Genomic DNA, 19,519 nt, shown 5'->3' with positions numbered 1-19,519 from the left:
TAGACCACCCTCTGTTGACAGACGGATGCGCCTCGCTGTTTCCGCGCAGCCCGACAAGAAGCCCGAGCCATGACCAGCGAAAACGAAACAACCCCATCCCAGACCCAGTTACTGGATCAGGTCATCGCCGACCTGGAGACCGGTCGCCAGGAGGCACTGGCCCAGACCCTGTTGACCACCCATCCGGCCGACGTGGCCAGCCTGCTGGAGTCGCTGCCCCCGGAACAGCGCAGCGAATTGTGGGAAGTGGTGCCGGTCGCCCAGGAGAGCGAGGTGCTCTCCTTTCTGCACGATGAGGCGCGCACCACCATCGTGGACGAGATGGACCAGGGTGAACTGGTGGCAGCGGCCGGCTCCATGGCCCCGGAGGACCTGGCCGAGTTTATTGATGAACTGCCCGAGGATCTGACCAACCACCTGCTGCTGGCCCTGGATGCGGACCACCGGAAACGGCTCGACAACGTACTCAACTATGAAGAGGGAAGCGCCGGCCGCCTGATGAGCACCGATGTGATCAGCGTGCGCAAGGACGTCACTATCGCAGTGGTACTGCGCTGGTTGCGCCGCCATGAAACGCTGCCGCCCCATACCGACAGTTTGATGGTGATCGACGATGCAGGTGAAGGGCTCTACCTGGGCAAGCTGGATGTGGCCGATCTGCTGATCAGTAATCCGGACATCATGGTGGAACAGGTCATGCAACCGGAAGCGGTAACCGTGCGGGCCGATCTCAGCGAGCATGAAGTGGCCAACCTGTTCGAACGCCGCGACCTGATCTCGGTGGCCGTGCTGGATGACGCGGGCAAACTGCTGGGGCGCATCACCATTGACGATATTGTGGACGTGATCCGGGAAGAGTCCGACCGCACCCTGTTGCGCAGCGCCGGCCTGAATGAAGAGGAGGATATGTACGCCCCCGTGCTGCCCAGCGCCCGGCGCCGGGGCCTGTGGCTGGGAATAAACCTGATCACCGTGTTCGCGGCGGCCTGGGTGATCGGCCGCTTTGAAGCGGCCCTGAGCCAGATCGTGGCGCTGGCGGTACTGATGCCGATTGTGGCCAGTATGGGCGGCATCGCCGGCAGCCAGACCCTGACCCTGACTATCCGCGGCCTGGCCCTGAACCAGATCGCCAGCGCCAATGTGCGCTGGCTGACCATCAAAGAGTTGCTGGTGGGTGGCGTGAATGGCGCGGTCTGGGCACTGGTGGTCGCCCTGATCACCTATTTCTGGTTTGGTGAACCGGGCATCGCCATCATCATCGGCGCCGCCATGGTGCTCAATCTGCTGGCTGCAGCCCTGGCGGGTATCGCCATCCCCCTGTTGCTGAACCGCTGGGGTATGGATCCGGCCCTCTCCGGGGCGGTTGTTCTCACCACCATCACCGATATCATCGGCTTTCTCAGTTTCCTGGGACTGGCCACCCTGTTCCTGCTGTAACGCGGAAAACAACTTCCGGCCGCAGCCCCTCGCCACGCTGTACAGCACCGCCGGGCAGTAGCCATTCCGGCACCACAACGCCAACCAGCCATCTGGGGCATTAACCACCCTGAGGCCCAATCTCGGCCCCTGCACAACGACGGCTCAGGTGGTAAGAACCAGCAAACTCCGGCCAGCAAAAAAGTTCTCAAATCAGCCGGGTATATGGGCAGGGAATTTGACATCGCCTGACGGCCGTCAGCGAGGCGCTTTTGTGGTCAAAAGCCCCCAAAAACCTCTTCTTGGCCAACCCTGTCACCCTGTTTTACTGATCAGAGTGATGTAACGGGAAGTGCGGGAGACCGGTTCCCCGATAAAAAAAGGGTTGCCGGATCAATCCGACAACCCTTTCCGGGTAGCTTCGCAAGCAGTGCTTCTATATTTTTTATTTAGGCCTGCAGTGCAAGACCTGAATCTCCCTGGCCTGCCTTTCGGGCACGCATGGTCATGATCAGGAGCGCGCCACCCAGCAACAGCAGGGTTGAAGGTTCCGGCACAGAGGTGCTGGGCGGTGGTGGGGGAGCGGCAAATCCGGCAACGCTTTTCAACTTGAAGAAGTCATTAGCGTAAGAACCTGAGCTGCTGGTCCCGCCAAGAAACGGGTTAAGCGCACTGATCAACCAGTAACTGGAAGCCACTTCGCCACTGTTGACCGACGCCGTTCCGCTGCCGTTGTTGTAGTAACTACCTACGGTGGTCCAACCATTGCTGGTCAGGTCACTGTACTCCATGCTGGAGAGGTTGGTGCTACCGCCGCCGGTGTAGGCCGCCATGGAAAAGTCGGAATCGTACTGGTACCAACCTATTCTGAGCTGATTCAGGGTCACTGCGGTTCCGCCAAAATCCAACAGGATGGAGTCGATGCGATACTCGTTATCCATCGCGTGCTCCGGGCTCCCCTTCCCTATATCATCAGAGCTTTCCACCCCCAAGCCACCGGAATACCGCTTAAGCGACCGTTGTACCAGGTTACCCGTACCGTAATTGCTTGATGCACTCGATGCGTAATTTGCATTGGACCAGGCGGTAGCCGTGACACTGGGCGCTCCGCCGCTGCCACTGAAGGTCATGCCGTTGCTATTACCGGAGTACGAGCTGTTAAAACTCCAGGACCAGTCAGCCATTGCAGAACCGGAGACCACCAGGGCCAGCAATCCAAGAATTGAACTCTTCATAATGCTTGTTCTGTTTTTCATCTGTCCAACCTGATTTGTTGCGAATTGTTGGGCTTGGCCTAAACTCCCCCGCCAGCCCTTTGCAATACACACAAGCAATCTATATGCCATATTTTATTGCACTTTTAATTCAAACAGTTACATCTGTCACAGTAAGCTACAGAGATCACAGTGTAAAAAAAACCGACACTATTCACTCGCTTTCAGCTCAGTCAGCAACGCCTTAGCCTGTGCCAGGTCGGCAAACGGCTCCCCCGACTCAATCAGGCTCTGCAGCTCCCGTCGGGCCTCATCCTTGCGATCCAGTGCCGCCAGCGCGACGGCGATATGAAACCGGATGCTCTTGTTCGAGGCTTCCCGCAGACTGGCATTGCGCAGATAACGCAGCCCCTCGGCTGGCCTGCCTGTTTTTACCAGAATCCAGCCCAGGGTGTCATTAATGGCCGGATTTTCCGGTGCCAGCTCATGGGCGGTCTGTGCCAGACCCAGGGCCTCTTCGTCACCCCGCCCGAAGCGAATCATGGCCAGGTTGTTGAACAGCTGCGGATCTTTGCTACCGGTATTGATCAGTGCTTCGTAGATCTGTTCCGCTGCCGGCAGATCCCCCAGCCGCAGGTATCCCTCAGCCAGGGCCATGGTTAATGGGCGTCGATCGGGACCTTCCGGGATGGCCTCGATCCGCTGTTTCAGAAACCGGACTCCGGTCTGTATGTCACCGCTGGAGAGATAGGCCTGGTAGAGCCGCAGCATAACCGCTTGTCCGCCGCCCATGGCGAGTGCCTTTTCGTAACCGGCAACAGCCTGGGGCAACTCACCTCGCTGCATGGCCAGATCCGCCTGCAGACGGTGACTGTCCGGCTGATCGGCGTGGAACTGCAGCAACTGATCCACAACCTTTTCCGCAGACTCGGTTTTCCCCGATGCCAACAGCACCTCGCCCAGGGCGATCTGGGCCGGAACAGAGCGGGGATTGTCTTCCAGTATCTTGCGCAACGCCCAGGCAGCACCCTCCAGATCGCCAGCCGTGCGCAGCAGGCTCGATGCATCCAGCAGCAGTGGCGCCCGGTAACCGGCCATTTTGGTCATGCGTCTGAACAGGGTTCTGGCCATATCCAGATTCCCTTGTGCCAGATGACCAACACCGATCAGACGCATCACCCGGATATCATCCGGGAACAGTCGTTCAAGGGTCTGCAACTGCTGATTGAGCGCCTCCTGCTTACCCAGCCGGATATAGAGCTCCCCCAGGTAAAGCTGACTCTCAACAGACTGTTCATCCAGGGCCACTGCCTTAAGCAGCAGATCCAGTGCCAGCTCCGGGTTGCCGTCAGCCTCCTCCAGCCGAGCCAGTTCCAGCATCGCCAACGTATTTTTGGGATGATGGATCAGGGCCTTGTCAATACGCGCCCGGGCCTCTGCCATCCGACCGGCCGCCCGATCGATCTTGGCCAGATTCAGTGCCGCACCGAGAAACTGCTCATCCTGTTTCAGGATCTGCTCCAGATGACCGGTGGCGGTGGCTATATCCCCCGCCGCGATCTCGGCCGAGGCCAGCAGATTGAGCAACATCAGGTCGTTGGGATTGCGCTGGCTGAGCAGTTCAGCGATCTTGACCGCCTGGCTATTCTCACTCCTCCTCAGATGCTCCAGCACCAGGGTCATCCCTGCCAGGCGTGCCTCTTCGGTGGTGGCAAATACCTCACTGAGCTGCTCCACGCCCAGATCACTCTGCCCCTGCGCCAGGTGGCTCAAGGCGATCTGGGTACGGGCATCGACCGCATCACCACCCACGGCCACCGCCCGATCCAGCAACTCGATGGCGCGCAGATGGCGCCCTTTTTTGCTGTAGGCGGTGCCCAGCATGGTCAACAGCCTGTAGTCATTGGGAATCTGCGCCAGTGCCGGTTTGAGCACCTGGATCACCCGATCATACTGGCCCCGCTTGAACAGTATGGAACCCATCAGTTTACGCGCCCCCGGATTATCCGGATCACGCCGGATATAGAGCTCCAGGTTGGCATAGGCTTCATCCATCCGGTTCAGGCTGTAGTCGATCAGACCGGCCAGCAGCAGGGTCTCCAGATGGGCCTGCTTCAACTCGGTCGGCAGCTTCGCCATGATGCCATCGGCCTCCAGCATCGCCTCCCGGGACGCCTCCCCATTGCCAAGACGGGAGTAGGCGACGCTGCGCAGATAGGCGACCTGGGGATCGGGCACCTGGGGCTCACTGACCTGGTTTAACACTTCGATCGCCAGATCGTACTTGCCCATATCCATATAGGTGCTGGCCATGGAGACCTGCGCCTTATAGTTGCCGGGGTCAAACTCCAACGCCTTGCGGTAGGCAGCGATCGCCTCATCAAACCGGGCCCGGGCATGGGCAACCGCGCCTCTGGTACGCCAGACCGCCGGATCTTCCGGCCCCAGATCCATCGCCTTTTCCAGAATGCCGTCCAGGGCCTCGAACTCCCCCCTGCGCATCAGCACGTTGGTCAGCCCCAACAGGGGCCGGGTGGCAATCGGGTCGTAACCAGAGGCGTCCCGGTAGGCCTGCTCCGCTTTCTCCAGATCACTCAACTCCAGGTAGGCGTCGCCCCGTAGCACCATGATTTCCGCATTCAGGTCAGGTAGAAACTGCCCCGTATGGATTTCATCCAGGATCTCCTGGTACTTCCGTTGCAGCGCATAAGCCTGCCCCAGGGGTACAGAAACCAGCGCACGGTCGGCACCCAGCCGCAAGGCCAGGGTCAGTTCCCGCTCCGCCAGCGCGGCTTCCCCCTGTTGCAGGTAGGCCCGCCCCAACAGCAGGTGAGCCGCCAGGAACTCAGGATCTTCACTGAGGGCATTTTTCAGATGAATGACCGCCGTTGACAACTCATTGCTCTGAAACTTGATCAGCGCCTCTTCATACAGGGAGGCCACTCCCGACCGTTCCACCACGGCAAAAGCCGATACGACAGGCAAAATCCCCAGCAGACACCCGATTCCAACCAACTTGAAAAATTTCTCTCTATTCATAACTGATACTGACTGCACCCCGATCAAATTGATTATGCGCTATACCGCCAGGCCGTCCGACAGCTGTTTCATCCACACCATAAACACCCCGCCCCCAACAGGCAACCATTCGGCTGATTAGTGGTCTGTTAATCCGAGATCTCCCCATTATCTTCAGGAAGACCACATGGCAACACACTATCCCAGTCTGTTTATCTCCCACGGAGCGCCCGACTTTATCCTGACCCGGGATCCGGCCATCGCCGCCCTGCGGATGCTCGGCAAGCGCTTTCCCCAACCCCGGGCCGTGGTGGTCATATCCGCCCACTGGATCCGGCAGCCCATCGGGGTCACCAGCGGCGAGACGCAGCCGACCATCCATGACTTCAGTGGTTTTCCCGATGAGCTCTATCAACTCACCTACCCGGCCAAGGGCGATCCGTTACTGGCCCGACAAATAGTCGAGGCAGTCACCGCCGGAGGTATGGAAAGCACTCCAGTAGCGGACCGGGGACTCGATCACGGCAGCTGGATACCCCTTCTGTTAATGTACCCGGAAGCGGCAGTTCCGGTCATTCAGGTATCACTGCCAAGCGAAAATCTGCAAGCCAGCGCAGACCTGGGTGCGGCACTCATGCCGTTACGGGAACAGGGTGTTCTGATAATCGGCTCCGGCAGTTCGGTACACAACCTGGGGGCACTGAACAGAGAGGCGCGCATCGCCCCCTGGGCCAGCAGGTTTGAAGACTGGCTGCAAACCACGGTGGAAGGCAACCGGTTTGACGAGCTGCTGGACGCGCAACAACTGGCACCGGAGTTTGGTACCGCCCACCCGACTCCTGAACACTTTGCTCCACTGGCTGCAGCCTGGGCAGCGGGAAATCAAACCAGTCCGGGCCAGCGTTTTCACCACGGTTTTATGTACGGCAATCTGGGTATGTCGATGTTCGAATTTCACTGATACCCGGTAAGAAAAAACCAGCCGTCGGAAAACGTCTCCATTCAGGTTGAAAATCCACCTTGAGCACACAATCCTCGAATTGAGGACAAACGTTGTTGATACGAAGAGATCATGCATCAAAGTCTGACCACTGCACAGAAGTTACGTAATCTTGGCCACACCCTGCTCCTGATCGGCAGCATGGCGCTGTTACTGGCGCTGATCAGCGAATTGTTATTTGGTGAAGGGATCTGGCCCTGGGTGTTTGCGGGAGTATTCCTGGCCATGAGCACCCTGCCGGATATTTCACCACGCTGGATACTGCGCCTCTACCAGGCGCGCCGCATCTACCCCAACACAGCACCGGAGCTGACCCGCCTGATGGAGCATATCGGCCGGCGCGCCGGGGTCAGCCCGATCCCGGATCTCTACTGGATACCCAGCAGCACCAGCAACGCCTTCTCGGTGGGCAGTGGCAACAATGCCGCCATCGCCCTCACCGACGGTCTCCTGAGACTGCTCAACACCCGGGAGCTGGCTGGCGTGCTGGCCCACGAAGTCAGCCATATTGTCAATCATGACATGCGCCTGATGAATCTGGCGGATCTGATCAGCCGCCTCACCCACATGCTCTCCATGATCGGCATCCTGCTGGCGATTATCTCCCTGCCCCTGGCGGTGTTGGGCAAAGCCCCTGTGCCCCTGTCCGGTCTGCTGCTGTTGATCGTTGCCCCCACCCTCAGCGCCCTGCTGCAACTGGGTCTCTCCCGGGTTCGGGAGTTCCAGGCCGACCTCAGCGCGGTGCGCATTACCGGCGATCCGGAAGGACTCGCCTCCGCCCTGGGCAAGATCGAGCAGCGCCAGACCAGCCTGTGGCAGCAGATTCTGCTGCCGGGTTATCGGGATCCGCAACCCTCCCTGCTGCGCACCCACCCCGACACCGCCGAGCGGGTGCGCCGACTGCTGGCACTGCGGGACCACACCAACCCAACGGCTCAGCCCTTCCTGGGGCGGGCGCGCAATCCCCGGCTGCCGGGCACTTTCCGGGTGGTACGGGCACCCCGGCACCGGCTGTTTTTCCGAACCTGGCATTGAGTGTAATTGCCAGCTTCAGGACTGTGTTCACCCTCCGACCGTGGAGTGACCAGCCGCCAACCCATATAGCGAAGCAGACGGACATCGCCAGGCGATGTCCGTTATCTCCCCGCGGGGGTCAATTCCCCTCTGCCGAGTCGGCAGAGCCGGCGGTTCGCGCTGCCACCGGTGTCTTACCGGCCTCAATGCGGGTCAGAAACTCCAGCATGATGGTTTCATACAGGGTGTCACCCAGCACCTCATCCTCGACGCCCGCCTCAATACTCGGGTTGTCATTCACCTCAATCACCACCACCCCCGTATCGGTCTCTTTCAGATCCACCCCGTACAGACCATTGCCGATCAGGTTGGCCGCCTTGAGCGCCGTTTCAACAACACGCTTCGGCGCAGCCTGAATGGCAAAGGTACGAAAATCGCCCTCCTTCTCCTGGCTGGCATGGTCATAGATCTGCCAGTGATTTTTGGACATGAAATATTGACAGACAAACAGCGGCTGGCGATTCAGCACACCCACCCGCCAATCAAACCGGGTATAGGTGTAGGCTTGACCCAGGAGCAGATCGGAATCCTTGAACAGGCGCCGTGCCACCTGCTCCAGCTGAGCCCGATTCTCCACCTTGTAGACCCCCCGGGAGAAGGAGCCGTCCGGCACCTTGAGCACAATCGGGTAATCCAGTCGCTGCTCCAGCTCATCCAGCCCGCCGCCACGCACCACCACCGTCTCCGGCGTGGCCACACGGTTGGACTTCAACAGCTCCGCCAGGTAGATCTTGTTGGTACAGCGCAGGATCGAATCGGGGTCGTCAATCACCACCAACCCCTCCGAGGCGGCCTTGCGGGAGAAGCGATAGGTGTGGTGATCAATGGCGGTGGTCTCGCGGATAAACAGGGCGTCAAACTCACCCAGGCGGGCAAAGTCCCTGGGCAGTATCAACTCCGCATCCAGGCCATGTTTTTTCGCCGCCCGGACAAACCGCTTCAAAGCCCGGGCATCCGAGGGCGGCATCTCTTCGTTGGGATTGTGCAGGATCGCCAGGTCATAACGACCCTGACGTTTCTGCCGTGGCGCCCGCCAGCGCCTGCTCAGGTAACCCTGTAACGCCTCACCAAACTCACTCTCCTGTGCATCGGAGAGATCCTGAATACCCAGCGAGCGGATAGCAGTAATACGCCACTCGCCCCGCTTCTCGAACGAGACCCGCAGCAGGGGCGCGCGAAACAGCTCGAACAGCTCCCGCCCCAGTGACTGGAAATCCCGCAGCGGCGAATTACCAAACATCATGGTGACACTGAACGAAGTGGTCTCAACTCCTTTGTGACGCCGTCCCAGAATCCGTTGCACCTGTTTATCCAGATCCTCGGTCGCCAGCGAATAGAGGGACTTGCGGCTCAGATCGCGCAGGGTACGCACCGACGGGATCACCTTATGCCCCCGCGCCTCCGCCAACAGGGAGCAGTAGTAACCCTCTCCCAGATAGCGCTGGGAACGACACAGGTTGACGATGCGCAGCCCCTTCTTCTGCTGCCACACCGGGTCGGTCAGGTACTCCGCCGCTGTCACCACCGGATAGCCATCGATCGGCCCCTTCCAGTAACTGGCGCGTTCCACAAGCAATAGATGTTCAGGCATGGTTGTTCTTATCCTTTGGGACGCTGTTTATGCACGGTACAACACCACCATCGCCTGCAGGCCAACCCGGCCATAGCGGGTCATGCTGGCAAATTTCTCTTTCAGAATCGGCATATGGATCGAGTCGATCTGGGTCTCCCCCTCTTCCCGATCCACATAGGGGTCATTGACGTAAATGAAATTCTCATCCGAGCCGGTCACCACCACCCAGTGGGGTACCCGCGCCTTGTAGATCTGCCAGGAACTGATCAGCACCAGGGGTATGCCGCCCCGCCCCAGACAGGCCTCGATCTGTTTCACACTGACCCCACCCCGGGTGATGGACACCCCCTGTGAGCGCAACTGCTGGAACATATCCTGCTGTACCAGACGCATCACTTCCCGCTTGTGTTCGCTGCGCACCGAATCACCCAGATGAGTACCCTCACCAGAGACAAAAACATCCACAGGGTAATGACGTTTAACCGCGGCCAGCGCCAGGCCATAGGGCCCGCACCCCCCGTGACCGGAGGTCATGAAAATGGTGGTCGCCTCGCGCCACAGACGTAACTCCAGGGTGCGGGAAAGATCCAACGTCGGGGTAAGCGTCTGCATCGCCATCATCAGGGCTGCGGCACCACAGGTAAACTCCAGGCTCTGTTCGTAGTAAGGAACCGGCGCCAGCTCCGGGTGCTGATCGGGCGCCAGCGACTTCTCCAACCGCCAGGCGTCCATGTGGTCATCGTAGTAATCGGGGGATTCACCCAACCGACGATAGCCCAGGGATTCATAGAGATTGACCGCCGCCAGGTTATCCTTGCGCACTTCCAGCCGCAGATAGGCACGCTGGTGAGCCCAGGCCTCCCGCTCCGCCGCCTTCATCAGATGGCGCCCCAGGCCCTGTTTCCGGTATTCCCTCAATACCGCTATCGAGTAGAGCCGGGCCACCGAAGTGGCGCGGGAGAACAGCAGCACCACATCACCGCGAAGTTCATTGTCCAGTTCAGCAACCAGGATCGCGGCGTTGCCCTTACTCAACAGATAACGAAACTGGCGACGGGATATCCGGTCGGTGTCGAAACAGCGCTGCTCCAGGGCCACCAGATCGGAAAGGTCGGCAGATCGGGCCAGCCTGATCTTGCTGCCGGCGGCAAGGTCCTCACCGGTCATGGCGTATGCCTGAAAAACAGCTCGTACAGGGTCAGGACAATCTCAATCACGATCAGGATAACGATGTACCACTCCACCCGCAGGGTGCGGCGATCCTGCAACAGTCCCAGCAAAGTCTCGGCAGTACCGCTAATCAGATCCAGCTTACGCTCCAGGGCGATCTGCCGCTCACCGATCTCGTACTCGTTTTCCAACCGCTGCCAGATACGCTCCAGCTCCGGGTGATCCCACAGGATAGCCGGCTTCTCCCCCACCTGGGCACGGCCCACCATGCGATGCTGGATCTGCAATATCTCGCCGATATGGGCAAGCAGGTGATTGGCCTGCCGGGGCAGTCGTCCACCGGACTGCATACGCTCCGCCAGCGGCTCGATCCGTTCAAAAGCGCCGGCGGCCCGCTGCTCGTAATCGTCCAGCACCAGGCTCTTGGCCAGGATATCCGCCACCACCTGTAACAGGGACAACTCCGCCACCGGCAGGATCAGTCTGCCCTCCTCCAGCCGTTCGGCGGCATCCGGGATCACCGCAATCTCCAGGGTCTCAACCGTGGGGGTGGCAAAAGGCTCGATAACAAAGCCATTCAGCCGTTGCAGGAAAGTGGCCTCGGCCAGCGCCGGCACGTTGAACAGCACCACGACGCCAAAGCGGAACAGCACCCCGTAGCCACCCTCTGCAACCTCGATGGTGGTGGGATCGCGGGAGAGAATTTTCACATGGCTGAGCCTGCGCAGCTCAATGCCCTGGCCAATCAGCAGCGAGCGAGCCGTGGTGATGGATTGCAACATGGGGAGATCCTGGTCAAAACAGTGGCGGTGCACCCCGGCAGAAAACAGCACTTGCCGGTGGTAGATGGGAGTCGATCTATCCCTGAATCCGATCCGGTATTCCGCTGGGCATGGGCAGGTGCCCCACTCCGGCAGGGGATAGATCCGGGTCCGACTTTAGCAATCTGAACGGGACCGGTCCGGCAACGAACAGTGACCCAGGGGGAGGGGTTATCCTCCCCCTGGGGTGTCAATATTCCTGATGACCACGCCGAGCAGTTCGGGCGCGATTGCGGTTTTTGACTTGGGGCGTCTCCTCATCAACAAAGCGGCTTTTCTCCCGCCCATTGCGATTCCGGCTGTGTGACCGATATTCCAGCTGGTCGAACTCGTCAACAGAGCCATTCCGAAATCTTTTACTCACGACGGCAATCTCCTGATTCAGCCAATGATACCCAGCGGGTATCTGGCGCAGAGATTTAAACCATAGCGGGGCATTTGGAAAACAAATAATTTTTGTCGCCAGTGGCAAGATAATTTGTCGTGGAACACTTCCTGTAAACGCACCCCGGACGCAACATAGCTAGACAGCGACGCGCTGTTCAAGCGCGCCCGAAATCCAACCGATCCAACCGTTGTGTCCGGGAGAGTCCCATGTCTGAAACTGCAAAACTGCTCTACCAAGGGAATGCCTATGAACTGCCGCTGATCCATGGCACGGAAGGCGAAAATGCCATCGATATCCGTAACCTGCGCAACCAGACCGGCCTGATCGCCTTTGATCCAGGCCTGGGTAACACCGGCAGTTGCGAGAGTGCCATCACCTTTATTGACGGTGAAAAAGGTATTTTGCGCTATCGCGGCATCTCGCTGGATGCGCTGCAGAACCACCCCAATTTTGTCGAGGTGGCGCTGCTGCTGATGTTCGGCAAACTACCCGGCAAGGCACAATACCAACGCTTCAGCACCAGCCTCACCAATAACGCCAACCTGGATGAGGACATGAAACACCACTTCGCCGGCTTTCCCCGTTCCGCGCCTCCCATGGCGGTACTCTCGGCCATGATCTCCACCCTCTCCTGCTTCCATCCCGAATTCCTGGAACTGGAAGATGCCACCCAGGTGGAGCGGGCCGCCGCCCGGTTGATCAGCAAGGTGCGCACCCTGGCTGCCTACGCCTACCGGCGTTCACTGGGCCTGCCCTACAACTACCCGGATCCGACCCTGCCCTATGTGTCCAATTTTCTGCACATGATGTTCTCCGAGCCCTATCGACAATACAGCATTGATGAAGATGTGGTGGCCGCCCTCAACATGGTGTTGATCCTGCACGCCGACCATGAACAGAACTGCAGCACCTCCACGGTACGCATGGTTGGTTCCAGTGGCGCCAATCTGTTTGCCTCCTGTGCCGCCGGAGTGAGTGCCCTGTGGGGGCCGCTGCACGGCGGCGCCAATATGGCGGTGATCGAGATGCTGGAGGCGATCCACAAGGGCAACATGACGGCCCAGGAGTATGTGGCGCTGGCCAAGGACAGGGATAGTCCGGTGCGCCTGATGGGTTTCGGACACCGGGTCTACCGCAACTTCGATCCCCGCGCCACCATTCTGCGCGAGGTGAGTGAAAAACTGCTGCAGCGAATGGGCAGAAAGGATCCGCTGCTGAGTATCGCCCGCAAGCTGGAGGAGATTGCCCTCCAGGACAGCTATTTCATCGATCGCAAACTCTACCCGAACGTGGACTTCTACAGCGGCATCATCCTGCGCGCCATCGGCATCCCCACCAACATGTTCACCGTCATCTTCGCCATCGGTCGACTGCCTGGCTGGATCGCCCACTGGTATGAACAGAAGCGGCAGTCCGATGGCAAAATCTGGCGTCCTCGCCAGGTTTATGCCGGTAACCGGCAGAGCGCCTACACCGCTCGTACAGAGCGTGGCTGGTAGCCTTTCAGGACGGGCCGGTCAACTGCACCAAAACAGCTGACCGGCTCCCTGTTGACGATCACTTTTTGCGATCGTATCGACAACAAAAATTATCTCGTCAGGGACCGCCTGATCCCTTATAACAGGCGCCGGACATGCGGCTTGCCCATGATCCGGAACCTGTTTCAGGTCGCTTGCCAGCCAGGCTATCACGCCGGCAACTGACCACCCTGTTTGCATACCGAGGACATTTGCGTATGAAAAGAGCTTCGTTATACAGCCTGCTGATGCTGTTGTTCGCCTGCAGCATCAGCGGCACTGCGTTTTCAGAAGAGTCCCAGGATAACCTGGAACAGCGCTGTCGCGAATTCGCCAAGGAAGATGGCGTACCCGCCGCAGAACTGGCTGATTACCTGAAAGAGTGTATTGAGTCCCTCAAGGAAGAGGATGCCGACAAACCGGAAAAGAGCGACTGACATCAGACCACTCCAAAGCGGGATAAAGTGATTCAGTCCGGCACCGGCCAGCCACCAGGTTGGCCGGTTTTTTTAGCGGGGAGGGTCCGGCATCCTGCACCGGGTTAGTTTTACCGGTAAGAGTACCTTGCCAAAGGCCGTTAGACCGGGCGAAATTCCTTTAGCTGGTCACTCTTTTCTGTCCCACAGATCTGCGATCAACTCTTTCGTGGTTCTATCCGACGCCAACAGTGGCCGCTGTCGCTTCAGCCGGATCAGCATCAATACACGCCCTTCACAGGCGTTGCAACGTTGGGCTAAACTGCCCGGTCACGGCGGAGGGGAGACTCCGCATTACCGTTCTTATCCTGGAGTAACCCATGGCTTACGATTCCAATAATATTTTCGCCCGGATTCTGCGAGGCGAAATCCCCTGTAACAAAATCTATGAAGATGATTACGCCCTGGCATTTCATGACATCAACCCCCAGGCACCGGTACACGCACTGGTCATTCCGAAGGGCGAATATGTCTCCTTTGATGATTTCTCCAAAACCGCCCCACCTGAAGTGATCACCGGCTTCTATCGGGCCGCCCAGAAAGTCACCGAGATGCTGGAACTGCAGGAGGGAGGCTACCGTGTGCTGGCCAATACCGGGGCCGACGCACACCAGGAGGTCCCCCACTATCACCTGCATATCTTCGCCGGTTGCGACCTGGGCCACATGGTCAAACAGGGACTGGTGTAAATCCCCCATCACACAGCGTCCCCTCCCGTATGGAGGGGCGCAGCCACTCCAGCTCCGTTACTGTCATCGGGCAATCCCACAAGCAAACAGAGATGGGTCAGTCAGAAAAACGGACTTGTTCTCCGCTTGACCGGCAGGAATCTCAACCCCCGGCAGTGGCGTGGTGGAGCGGTCTTCTGGCTACTCTTACCGGCAAACCTAATCCGCCCCCGGAATTCAGATCCCCCGTTCATAAATAAACCTGCCGCCGGTCATGAATTGAACTATATTTACAGAAACACCCGCTTTTGAATCAGGCGCTTAAGATGGCCGGGACTATAATCCGCCCCCGGTGAACGCCGTGCCGCCCCCGGTTAAAAGGGCAACCCGAATGACCCGGCGCTGCGGTCATTGCCGGGCAAATAATAGATCATGGGGCTTCTGCCATCGGCAACTGTTATCATGGTGGCCGGGGAATTGGGGGAGCAATTCAGGTCACACCGCCCCTGCCACCCGGTTATATTGAATCGGCGCCCTGTCTACCCTGCCCATCTCCGGCCGGTCCGGCGCAGGCAGCCGACGCACCATAGCGATCGCCGGACAAACCACTGACATTCAGGATATGACATGCATCTGACCCATTATAAAACCACCCCTACCGGAGATACCGTGATCACCTTTCCCCGACTCGAATGCTGGAACGCCAAGACCAAGGTCGCCACCGTCGCCGCAGACGTCAACAAACGCCGGGTACTCTGCCGTATACCACTCACACTGCTGCGGGAACGGTTTGGCGCCACCCCGGAAGAACCGATGCAGGCGGTCACCACCCATCGGCTTGTCATCCAGGAGGCAGCCCGTCGCCTCATTGAAACAGAGTCATTCGAAGAGGATGGGTCGGTCCTGATTGGCGCCCAGGACATCTAATCTCCCCAATCCCGCCACGCCAGTTGTAGTTCCGAATCAGCAGAAACGGGCTCTTTCCCACTGCCCGGATTCCGCTCTGTCTGCCTGTGGGCTATCCAGTTATCGCCACCCCTTGCCACTCCTATCGACAGGTGGCTGTTAAGGGGCTGTGACTCTGCCACGGGTAACGGCAAACTGAACAGATCATAAAGAAATCACACCAGGATTTGTCCGGGAACTTTTTATCCACCCCTACGGTCTCCTTTAGCGCGTCTGGAATATCGCTTTTCCCTAACAGTTTTCATTACGGTAAACGATGTCCTTCAGAACAGTAACCGACAACAGATCTATCCTGACCCTCAGTCGTCCGCCCCCCGGATGACCCGGCGCTTCCCGAGCCAGCCAAACGTGTCCGGGAAACCAGCCAGTTGCGGCGACTCCCATCCATTAAACGCAACAAACGCTACAACAAGGAGAACGATACATGATTCAGGTGGAACACCTGACGCGTCGCTATGGCGATTTTACCGCCGTGAACGATGTCAGTTTTACCATCAATCGAGGTGAAGTGGTGGGCCTTCTGGGCCATAACGGGGCCGGCAAAACCACCATTATGAAAATGCTCACCGGTTTTCTGGAGCCCACCGCCGGAAACATCCGCATCAACAATCTGCAGGTCGGCCCCGATACCGCTGCCATCCAGGGACAGATCGGTTACCTGCCCGAGAACTGTCCGGTCTGGCCGGAGATGACGGTTATCGACTATCTGGACTACCAGGCCGCACTGCACGGCGTACCCGGCGCCAGACGCGGCCGGGCAATTGCCCAGGCGATCCGTCGCACCGCACTGAATGACAAGGCAACCGCCCCCATTCAGACCCTGTCCCGGGGTTATCGCCAACGGGTCGGCGTGGCCCAGGCACTGCTGCACGATCCCGACATCATCATCCTGGACGAACCCACCAACGGTCTCGACCCCACCCAGATCAGCCACATGCGCGAGCTGATCCATGAACTCTCCAGCCACGCCACCCTGATCATCTCAACCCACATCCTGCAGGAGGTGCAGGCGGTGTGCGAGCGGGTGTTGATCCTGCGGGCCGGCGAGCTGGTGGTGGATGCCCGCCTGGAAGAGCTGCAACAGACCAAGGGGCTGCTGGTATCGGTTCAGGGTGATGCGCGCCAGGCACTCGATGGACTGGAGGGTGTTGAATCGGTCACCGAATATGGCGGCCACGACGGCCTGCACCAGTACCGCCTGGCCGCTGAGCAGTCGGCGGCACCGAAAGTGGCCAGCGCCATCGCCGAGGCGGGTCTGGCGCTCTACTCACTACAGCCTGAATGCCGCGACCTGGAAACTCTGTTTGCCGAGGTCAACGGGGAGGTGGCCCATGCCTAAACTGCTGTCTGATACCGCCCGGGTGGCCCGCAAGGAGTTTCGCGGCTTCTTCGCCAGTCCCGCTGCCTACCTGTTCCTGGGTTCCTTCCTGGCGGCGGTACTGTTCGCTTTCTTCTGGGTGTCCACCTACTTCGCCCGTAATATTGCCGATGTGCGCCCCCTGTTCCAGTGGCTGCCGCTGCTGCTGATTTTTCTGGTGGCGACACTCACCATGCGCAGCTGGTCAGAGGAGCGGCGCGCCGGCACACTGGAGAGCCTGCTGACCGCACCACTGTCGCCCAGCGCGCTGGTGCTGGGCAAGTTCGCCGCCGCCCTGGCACTGGTGGCCATCGCCCTGTTGCTGACCCTGCCTCTGCCGATTACGGTCTCCCTGATCGGACCGCTGGACTGGGGACCGGTTATCGGCGGTTACCTGGCGACGCTCTTCCTGGCGGCCGCCTACGTCGCCATCGGGGTCTACATGAGTGTGCGCACCGACAACCCCATTGTGGCGCTGATTCTCACCGCCCTGGTTTGCGGTCTCTTCTACCTGGTTGGATCGAACACCCTGACCAACCTGTTCGGCTATCCCATCGGCAGCCTGCTGGCCCTGTTGGGAACCGGCACCCGCTTTGAGTCCATCACCCGGGGCGTGCTGGATCTGCGCGATCTCTATTACTACCTCTCCATTGTGGGGGTGTTTCTGGTCCTCAACCGGTTCAGCCTGGAGCGTCTCAGCTGGTCCGGCAATCCGGTGGGCCGGCAACATCGGCTATGGGGCTGGGTGGCCGGGCTGGCGGTGGCCAACTTCTTGGCCGCCAACCTGTGGCTGGCGCCGATCGGCTGGGCCCGGGCCGACATCACCCAAGGTAAACTCTACTCCATCTCGGATGCCACCCGTCATCAACTGGAACAGCTGCGTGAACCGTTGTTGATCCGTGGCTACTTCTCCGCCAAGACCCATCCGCTGCTGGCGCCGCTGGTACCCCGTATCAAGGATCTGCTGGAGGAGTACGCGGTGGCCGCCGGTGGGCAGGCCCGGGTCGAGTTCATCGACCCGACCCGTGACCCGGCCGCGGAAGAGGAGGCCGCCTCCCACTACGGCATACGACCGGTGCCGTTCCAGACCGCCGACCGGTATCAGGCAGCGGTGGTGAACTCCTACTTTGATCTGGTTATCGCCTATGGCGATCAGTTCGAGACCCTCGGCTATCAGGATCTGATCGAAGTGAAGGCCAGGGGTGAACGGGATCTGGATGTACTGTTGAAAAACCCGGAATACGCCATCACCCGGGCCATCCGCAAGGTGACCAGCGCCTACCAGGCCGGTGGCAATCCGTTCGAGACCCTGCAACAGCCGGTCACTTTCAAGGCCTACATGTCACCCAGCGAGCGTTTGCCGGAGCAGCTGCGCAGCCTGCGCGGGGATCTGGACAGCCTGCTGGATGAGCTCTCGAAACAGGCGAACGGCAAACTCAAGGTGAGCTTCGAAGATCCGGACGCCAACGGCGGCGTGCTGGGCGAAACACTGGCAAAGCAGTACGGTTTCGGCCCCCAGGTGGCCAGCCTGCTGGATCCCGATCCGTTCTGGTTCTACATGGTGCTGGAGGGCAAGGATGAACATGTCCAGGTACCCCTGCCCGATCCCCTGGACAAGACCGCGCTGAAGCGCTCCATCGACGCCGCCCTGCAGCGACTGGCGCCCGGTTTCCTGAAGACCGTCGCCCTGTTCAAACCGGCCGGCTTCGGTCCCGGCGCAAAAAGCTACAGCCAGCTGAGCAAGGCGCTTGCGGAAGATGTCCGGGTGAAAGAGACCGACCTCAAGAACGGACAGGTACCGGATGAAGCCGACGCCCTGCTGGTACTGGCGCCAAGGGACCTGGATGAGACCCAGCGCTTCGCCATCGACCAGTTCCTGATGCAGGGTGGCAGTGTCATCCTGGCCACTTCGCCTTTTGATGTGCAGGTGGCCACCACCCTGAACGCACAACGCCAGACAACGGGACTGGAGGCGTGGTTGGAGCACCTGGGTGTGGATATCCAGACCAGCATGGTGCTGGATCCGCAAAACGCCGCCCTGCCGGTACCCATGGAGCGCAATATCGGCGGTCTGACTCTACGGGAGATCCGCATGCTGCCCTATCCCCATTTCCCGGACCTGCGGGGCGACCAGTTGAACAGCGAGAACCCGATCACCGCCTCGCTGGGGCAGTTGACCCTCAACTGGGCTTCCCCCATCGAACTGGATGCAGAGAAGAATCAGCACCGGGTGGTGACCGAACTGCTGCACAGTTCGCCGGATAGCTGGCGCTCCGATGCCCTCAACCTGGTACCGGACTACCGCAACTATCCCGACAGCGGTTTTGCGGTCAGCGATGAACGCCAACCAAGCCTGCTGGCGGTGGCGCTGGAGGGGAAATTCGACTCCTACTACCAGGGCAAGCCTTCGCCCCTGGCCCACGCCCCGACCGATCCCGAGACAACCGGAGATGACAGCCAGGCGGAGGAAACAGCGGATGAGGAGGAGAGCCCGCAGATCACCGGTGTGATCAGCCACTCCCCGGAATCGGCCCGGCTGGTGCTGGTGGCCAGCAACACTTTCGCCTCCGATTCCGCGCTTGACCTGGCCTCCCAGGGACTCAACACCCTCTACAGCAAACCGGTGGCTTTCCTGCAGAACGCCCTGGACTGGTCCCTGGAGGATAGCGGCCTGCTGGCCCTGCGTGGACGCACCCAACTGGCCCGCACCCTGATACCGATGCCGGAATCCCAGCAGCGGCTGTGGGAATACCTGAACTACGGCCTGGCACTGGCCGGCCTGTTTGGCGTCTGGTTGTGGCGCCGTCGGGTGGCCGTCGCTGATCGTCGGCGTTATCAGAAAATTCTCGCGGAGATTTGAA

General features: G+C 59.7%; 14 protein-coding genes. 9 read left to right on the top strand and 5 right to left on the bottom strand.

Features of this window, described 5'->3' with window-relative positions; genetic code table 11:
• Positions 1-69: 69 nt before the first annotated feature.
• Complete coding sequence (gene mgtE, locus AAY24_RS15230; RefSeq protein ID WP_046860405.1) at positions 70-1,437, top strand: magnesium transporter; 1,368 nt, start codon at positions 70-72, stop codon at positions 1,435-1,437.
• A gap of 428 nt (positions 1,438-1,865) precedes the next feature.
• On the opposite strand, the gene xdp1 is transcribed toward mgtE, so the two are convergent.
• Complete coding sequence (xdp1, locus tag AAY24_RS18985; protein ID WP_199930395.1) at positions 1,866-2,672, bottom strand: exosortase-dependent surface protein XDP1; 807 nt, start codon at positions 2,670-2,672, stop codon at positions 1,866-1,868.
• Between the two features lie 168 nt (positions 2,673-2,840).
• Positions 2,841-5,669 (bottom strand): XrtA/PEP-CTERM system TPR-repeat protein PrsT, encoded by a 2,829-nt coding sequence (prsT, locus tag AAY24_RS15220; protein ID WP_046860403.1) that lies wholly within the window; start codon positions 5,667-5,669, stop codon positions 2,841-2,843.
• Positions 5,670-5,835: 166 nt separating this feature from the next.
• Between prsT and AAY24_RS15215 the strand changes: the two genes are divergently transcribed.
• A complete protein-coding gene (locus AAY24_RS15215; protein WP_046860402.1) occupies positions 5,836-6,609 on the top strand; it encodes a DODA-type extradiol aromatic ring-opening family dioxygenase in 774 nt (257 codons plus the stop codon).
• A gap of 111 nt (positions 6,610-6,720) precedes the next feature.
• Positions 6,721-7,683, top strand: a complete 963-nt coding sequence (locus AAY24_RS15210; protein ID WP_046860401.1) for a zinc metalloprotease HtpX — start codon at positions 6,721-6,723, stop codon at positions 7,681-7,683.
• 118 nt (positions 7,684-7,801) lie between these two features.
• Here the strand turns inward: AAY24_RS15210 and AAY24_RS15205 are convergent, their stop codons facing one another.
• The 3 genes from AAY24_RS15205 to AAY24_RS15195 are packed head-to-tail and all read right to left on the bottom strand — an operon-like array spanning position 7,802 to position 11,247.
• Positions 7,802-9,313, bottom strand: coding sequence for a RimK family protein (locus tag AAY24_RS15205; RefSeq protein ID WP_046860400.1), 1,512 nt, complete (start codon positions 9,311-9,313; stop codon positions 7,802-7,804).
• A gap of 27 nt (positions 9,314-9,340) precedes the next feature.
• A complete protein-coding gene (locus AAY24_RS15200; protein ID WP_046860399.1) occupies positions 9,341-10,462 on the bottom strand; it encodes a GNAT family N-acetyltransferase/peptidase C39 family protein in 1,122 nt (373 codons plus the stop codon).
• Positions 10,459-11,247, bottom strand: coding sequence for an RMD1 family protein (locus AAY24_RS15195; RefSeq protein ID WP_046860398.1), 789 nt, complete (start codon positions 11,245-11,247; stop codon positions 10,459-10,461). The genes AAY24_RS15200 and AAY24_RS15195 overlap by 4 nt, the downstream gene beginning before the upstream one ends.
• A 633-nt stretch (positions 11,248-11,880) precedes the next feature.
• On the opposite strand from AAY24_RS15195, the gene AAY24_RS15190 reads away from it, so the two are divergent.
• From AAY24_RS15190 to AAY24_RS15165, 6 genes are all read left to right on the top strand, one after another.
• The gene (locus AAY24_RS15190) at positions 11,881-13,173 is read left to right on the top strand and encodes a citrate synthase (RefSeq protein ID WP_046860397.1); all 1,293 of its coding nucleotides are present in this window, start codon (positions 11,881-11,883) and stop codon (positions 13,171-13,173) included.
• 236 nt (positions 13,174-13,409) lie between these two features.
• Positions 13,410-13,628 (top strand): hypothetical protein, encoded by a 219-nt coding sequence (locus AAY24_RS15185; RefSeq protein ID WP_046860396.1) that lies wholly within the window; start codon positions 13,410-13,412, stop codon positions 13,626-13,628.
• Positions 13,629-13,987: 359 nt separating this feature from the next.
• Positions 13,988-14,356 (top strand): histidine triad nucleotide-binding protein, encoded by a 369-nt coding sequence (locus AAY24_RS15180; RefSeq protein ID WP_046860395.1) that lies wholly within the window; start codon positions 13,988-13,990, stop codon positions 14,354-14,356.
• A gap of 606 nt (positions 14,357-14,962) precedes the next feature.
• Complete coding sequence (locus AAY24_RS15175) at positions 14,963-15,262, top strand: DUF1488 family protein (RefSeq protein ID WP_046860394.1); 300 nt, start codon at positions 14,963-14,965, stop codon at positions 15,260-15,262.
• 463 nt (positions 15,263-15,725) lie between these two features.
• A complete protein-coding gene (locus tag AAY24_RS15170) occupies positions 15,726-16,640 on the top strand; it encodes an ABC transporter ATP-binding protein (RefSeq protein ID WP_046860393.1) in 915 nt (304 codons plus the stop codon).
• The gene (locus tag AAY24_RS15165; protein ID WP_082117175.1) at positions 16,633-19,518 is read left to right on the top strand and encodes a Gldg family protein; all 2,886 of its coding nucleotides are present in this window, start codon (positions 16,633-16,635) and stop codon (positions 19,516-19,518) included. Before AAY24_RS15170 ends, AAY24_RS15165 begins: the two co-directional genes overlap by 8 nt.
• Position 19,519: the final 1 nt, after the last annotated feature.

This window comes from Sedimenticola thiotaurini (assembly GCF_001007875.1).
Classification (GTDB): Bacteria; Pseudomonadota; Gammaproteobacteria; order Chromatiales; family Chromatiaceae; genus Sedimenticola; species Sedimenticola thiotaurini.
Note: the sequence above shows the minus strand (reverse complement) of the source record. Positions and strands in the feature narration are given on the sequence as shown.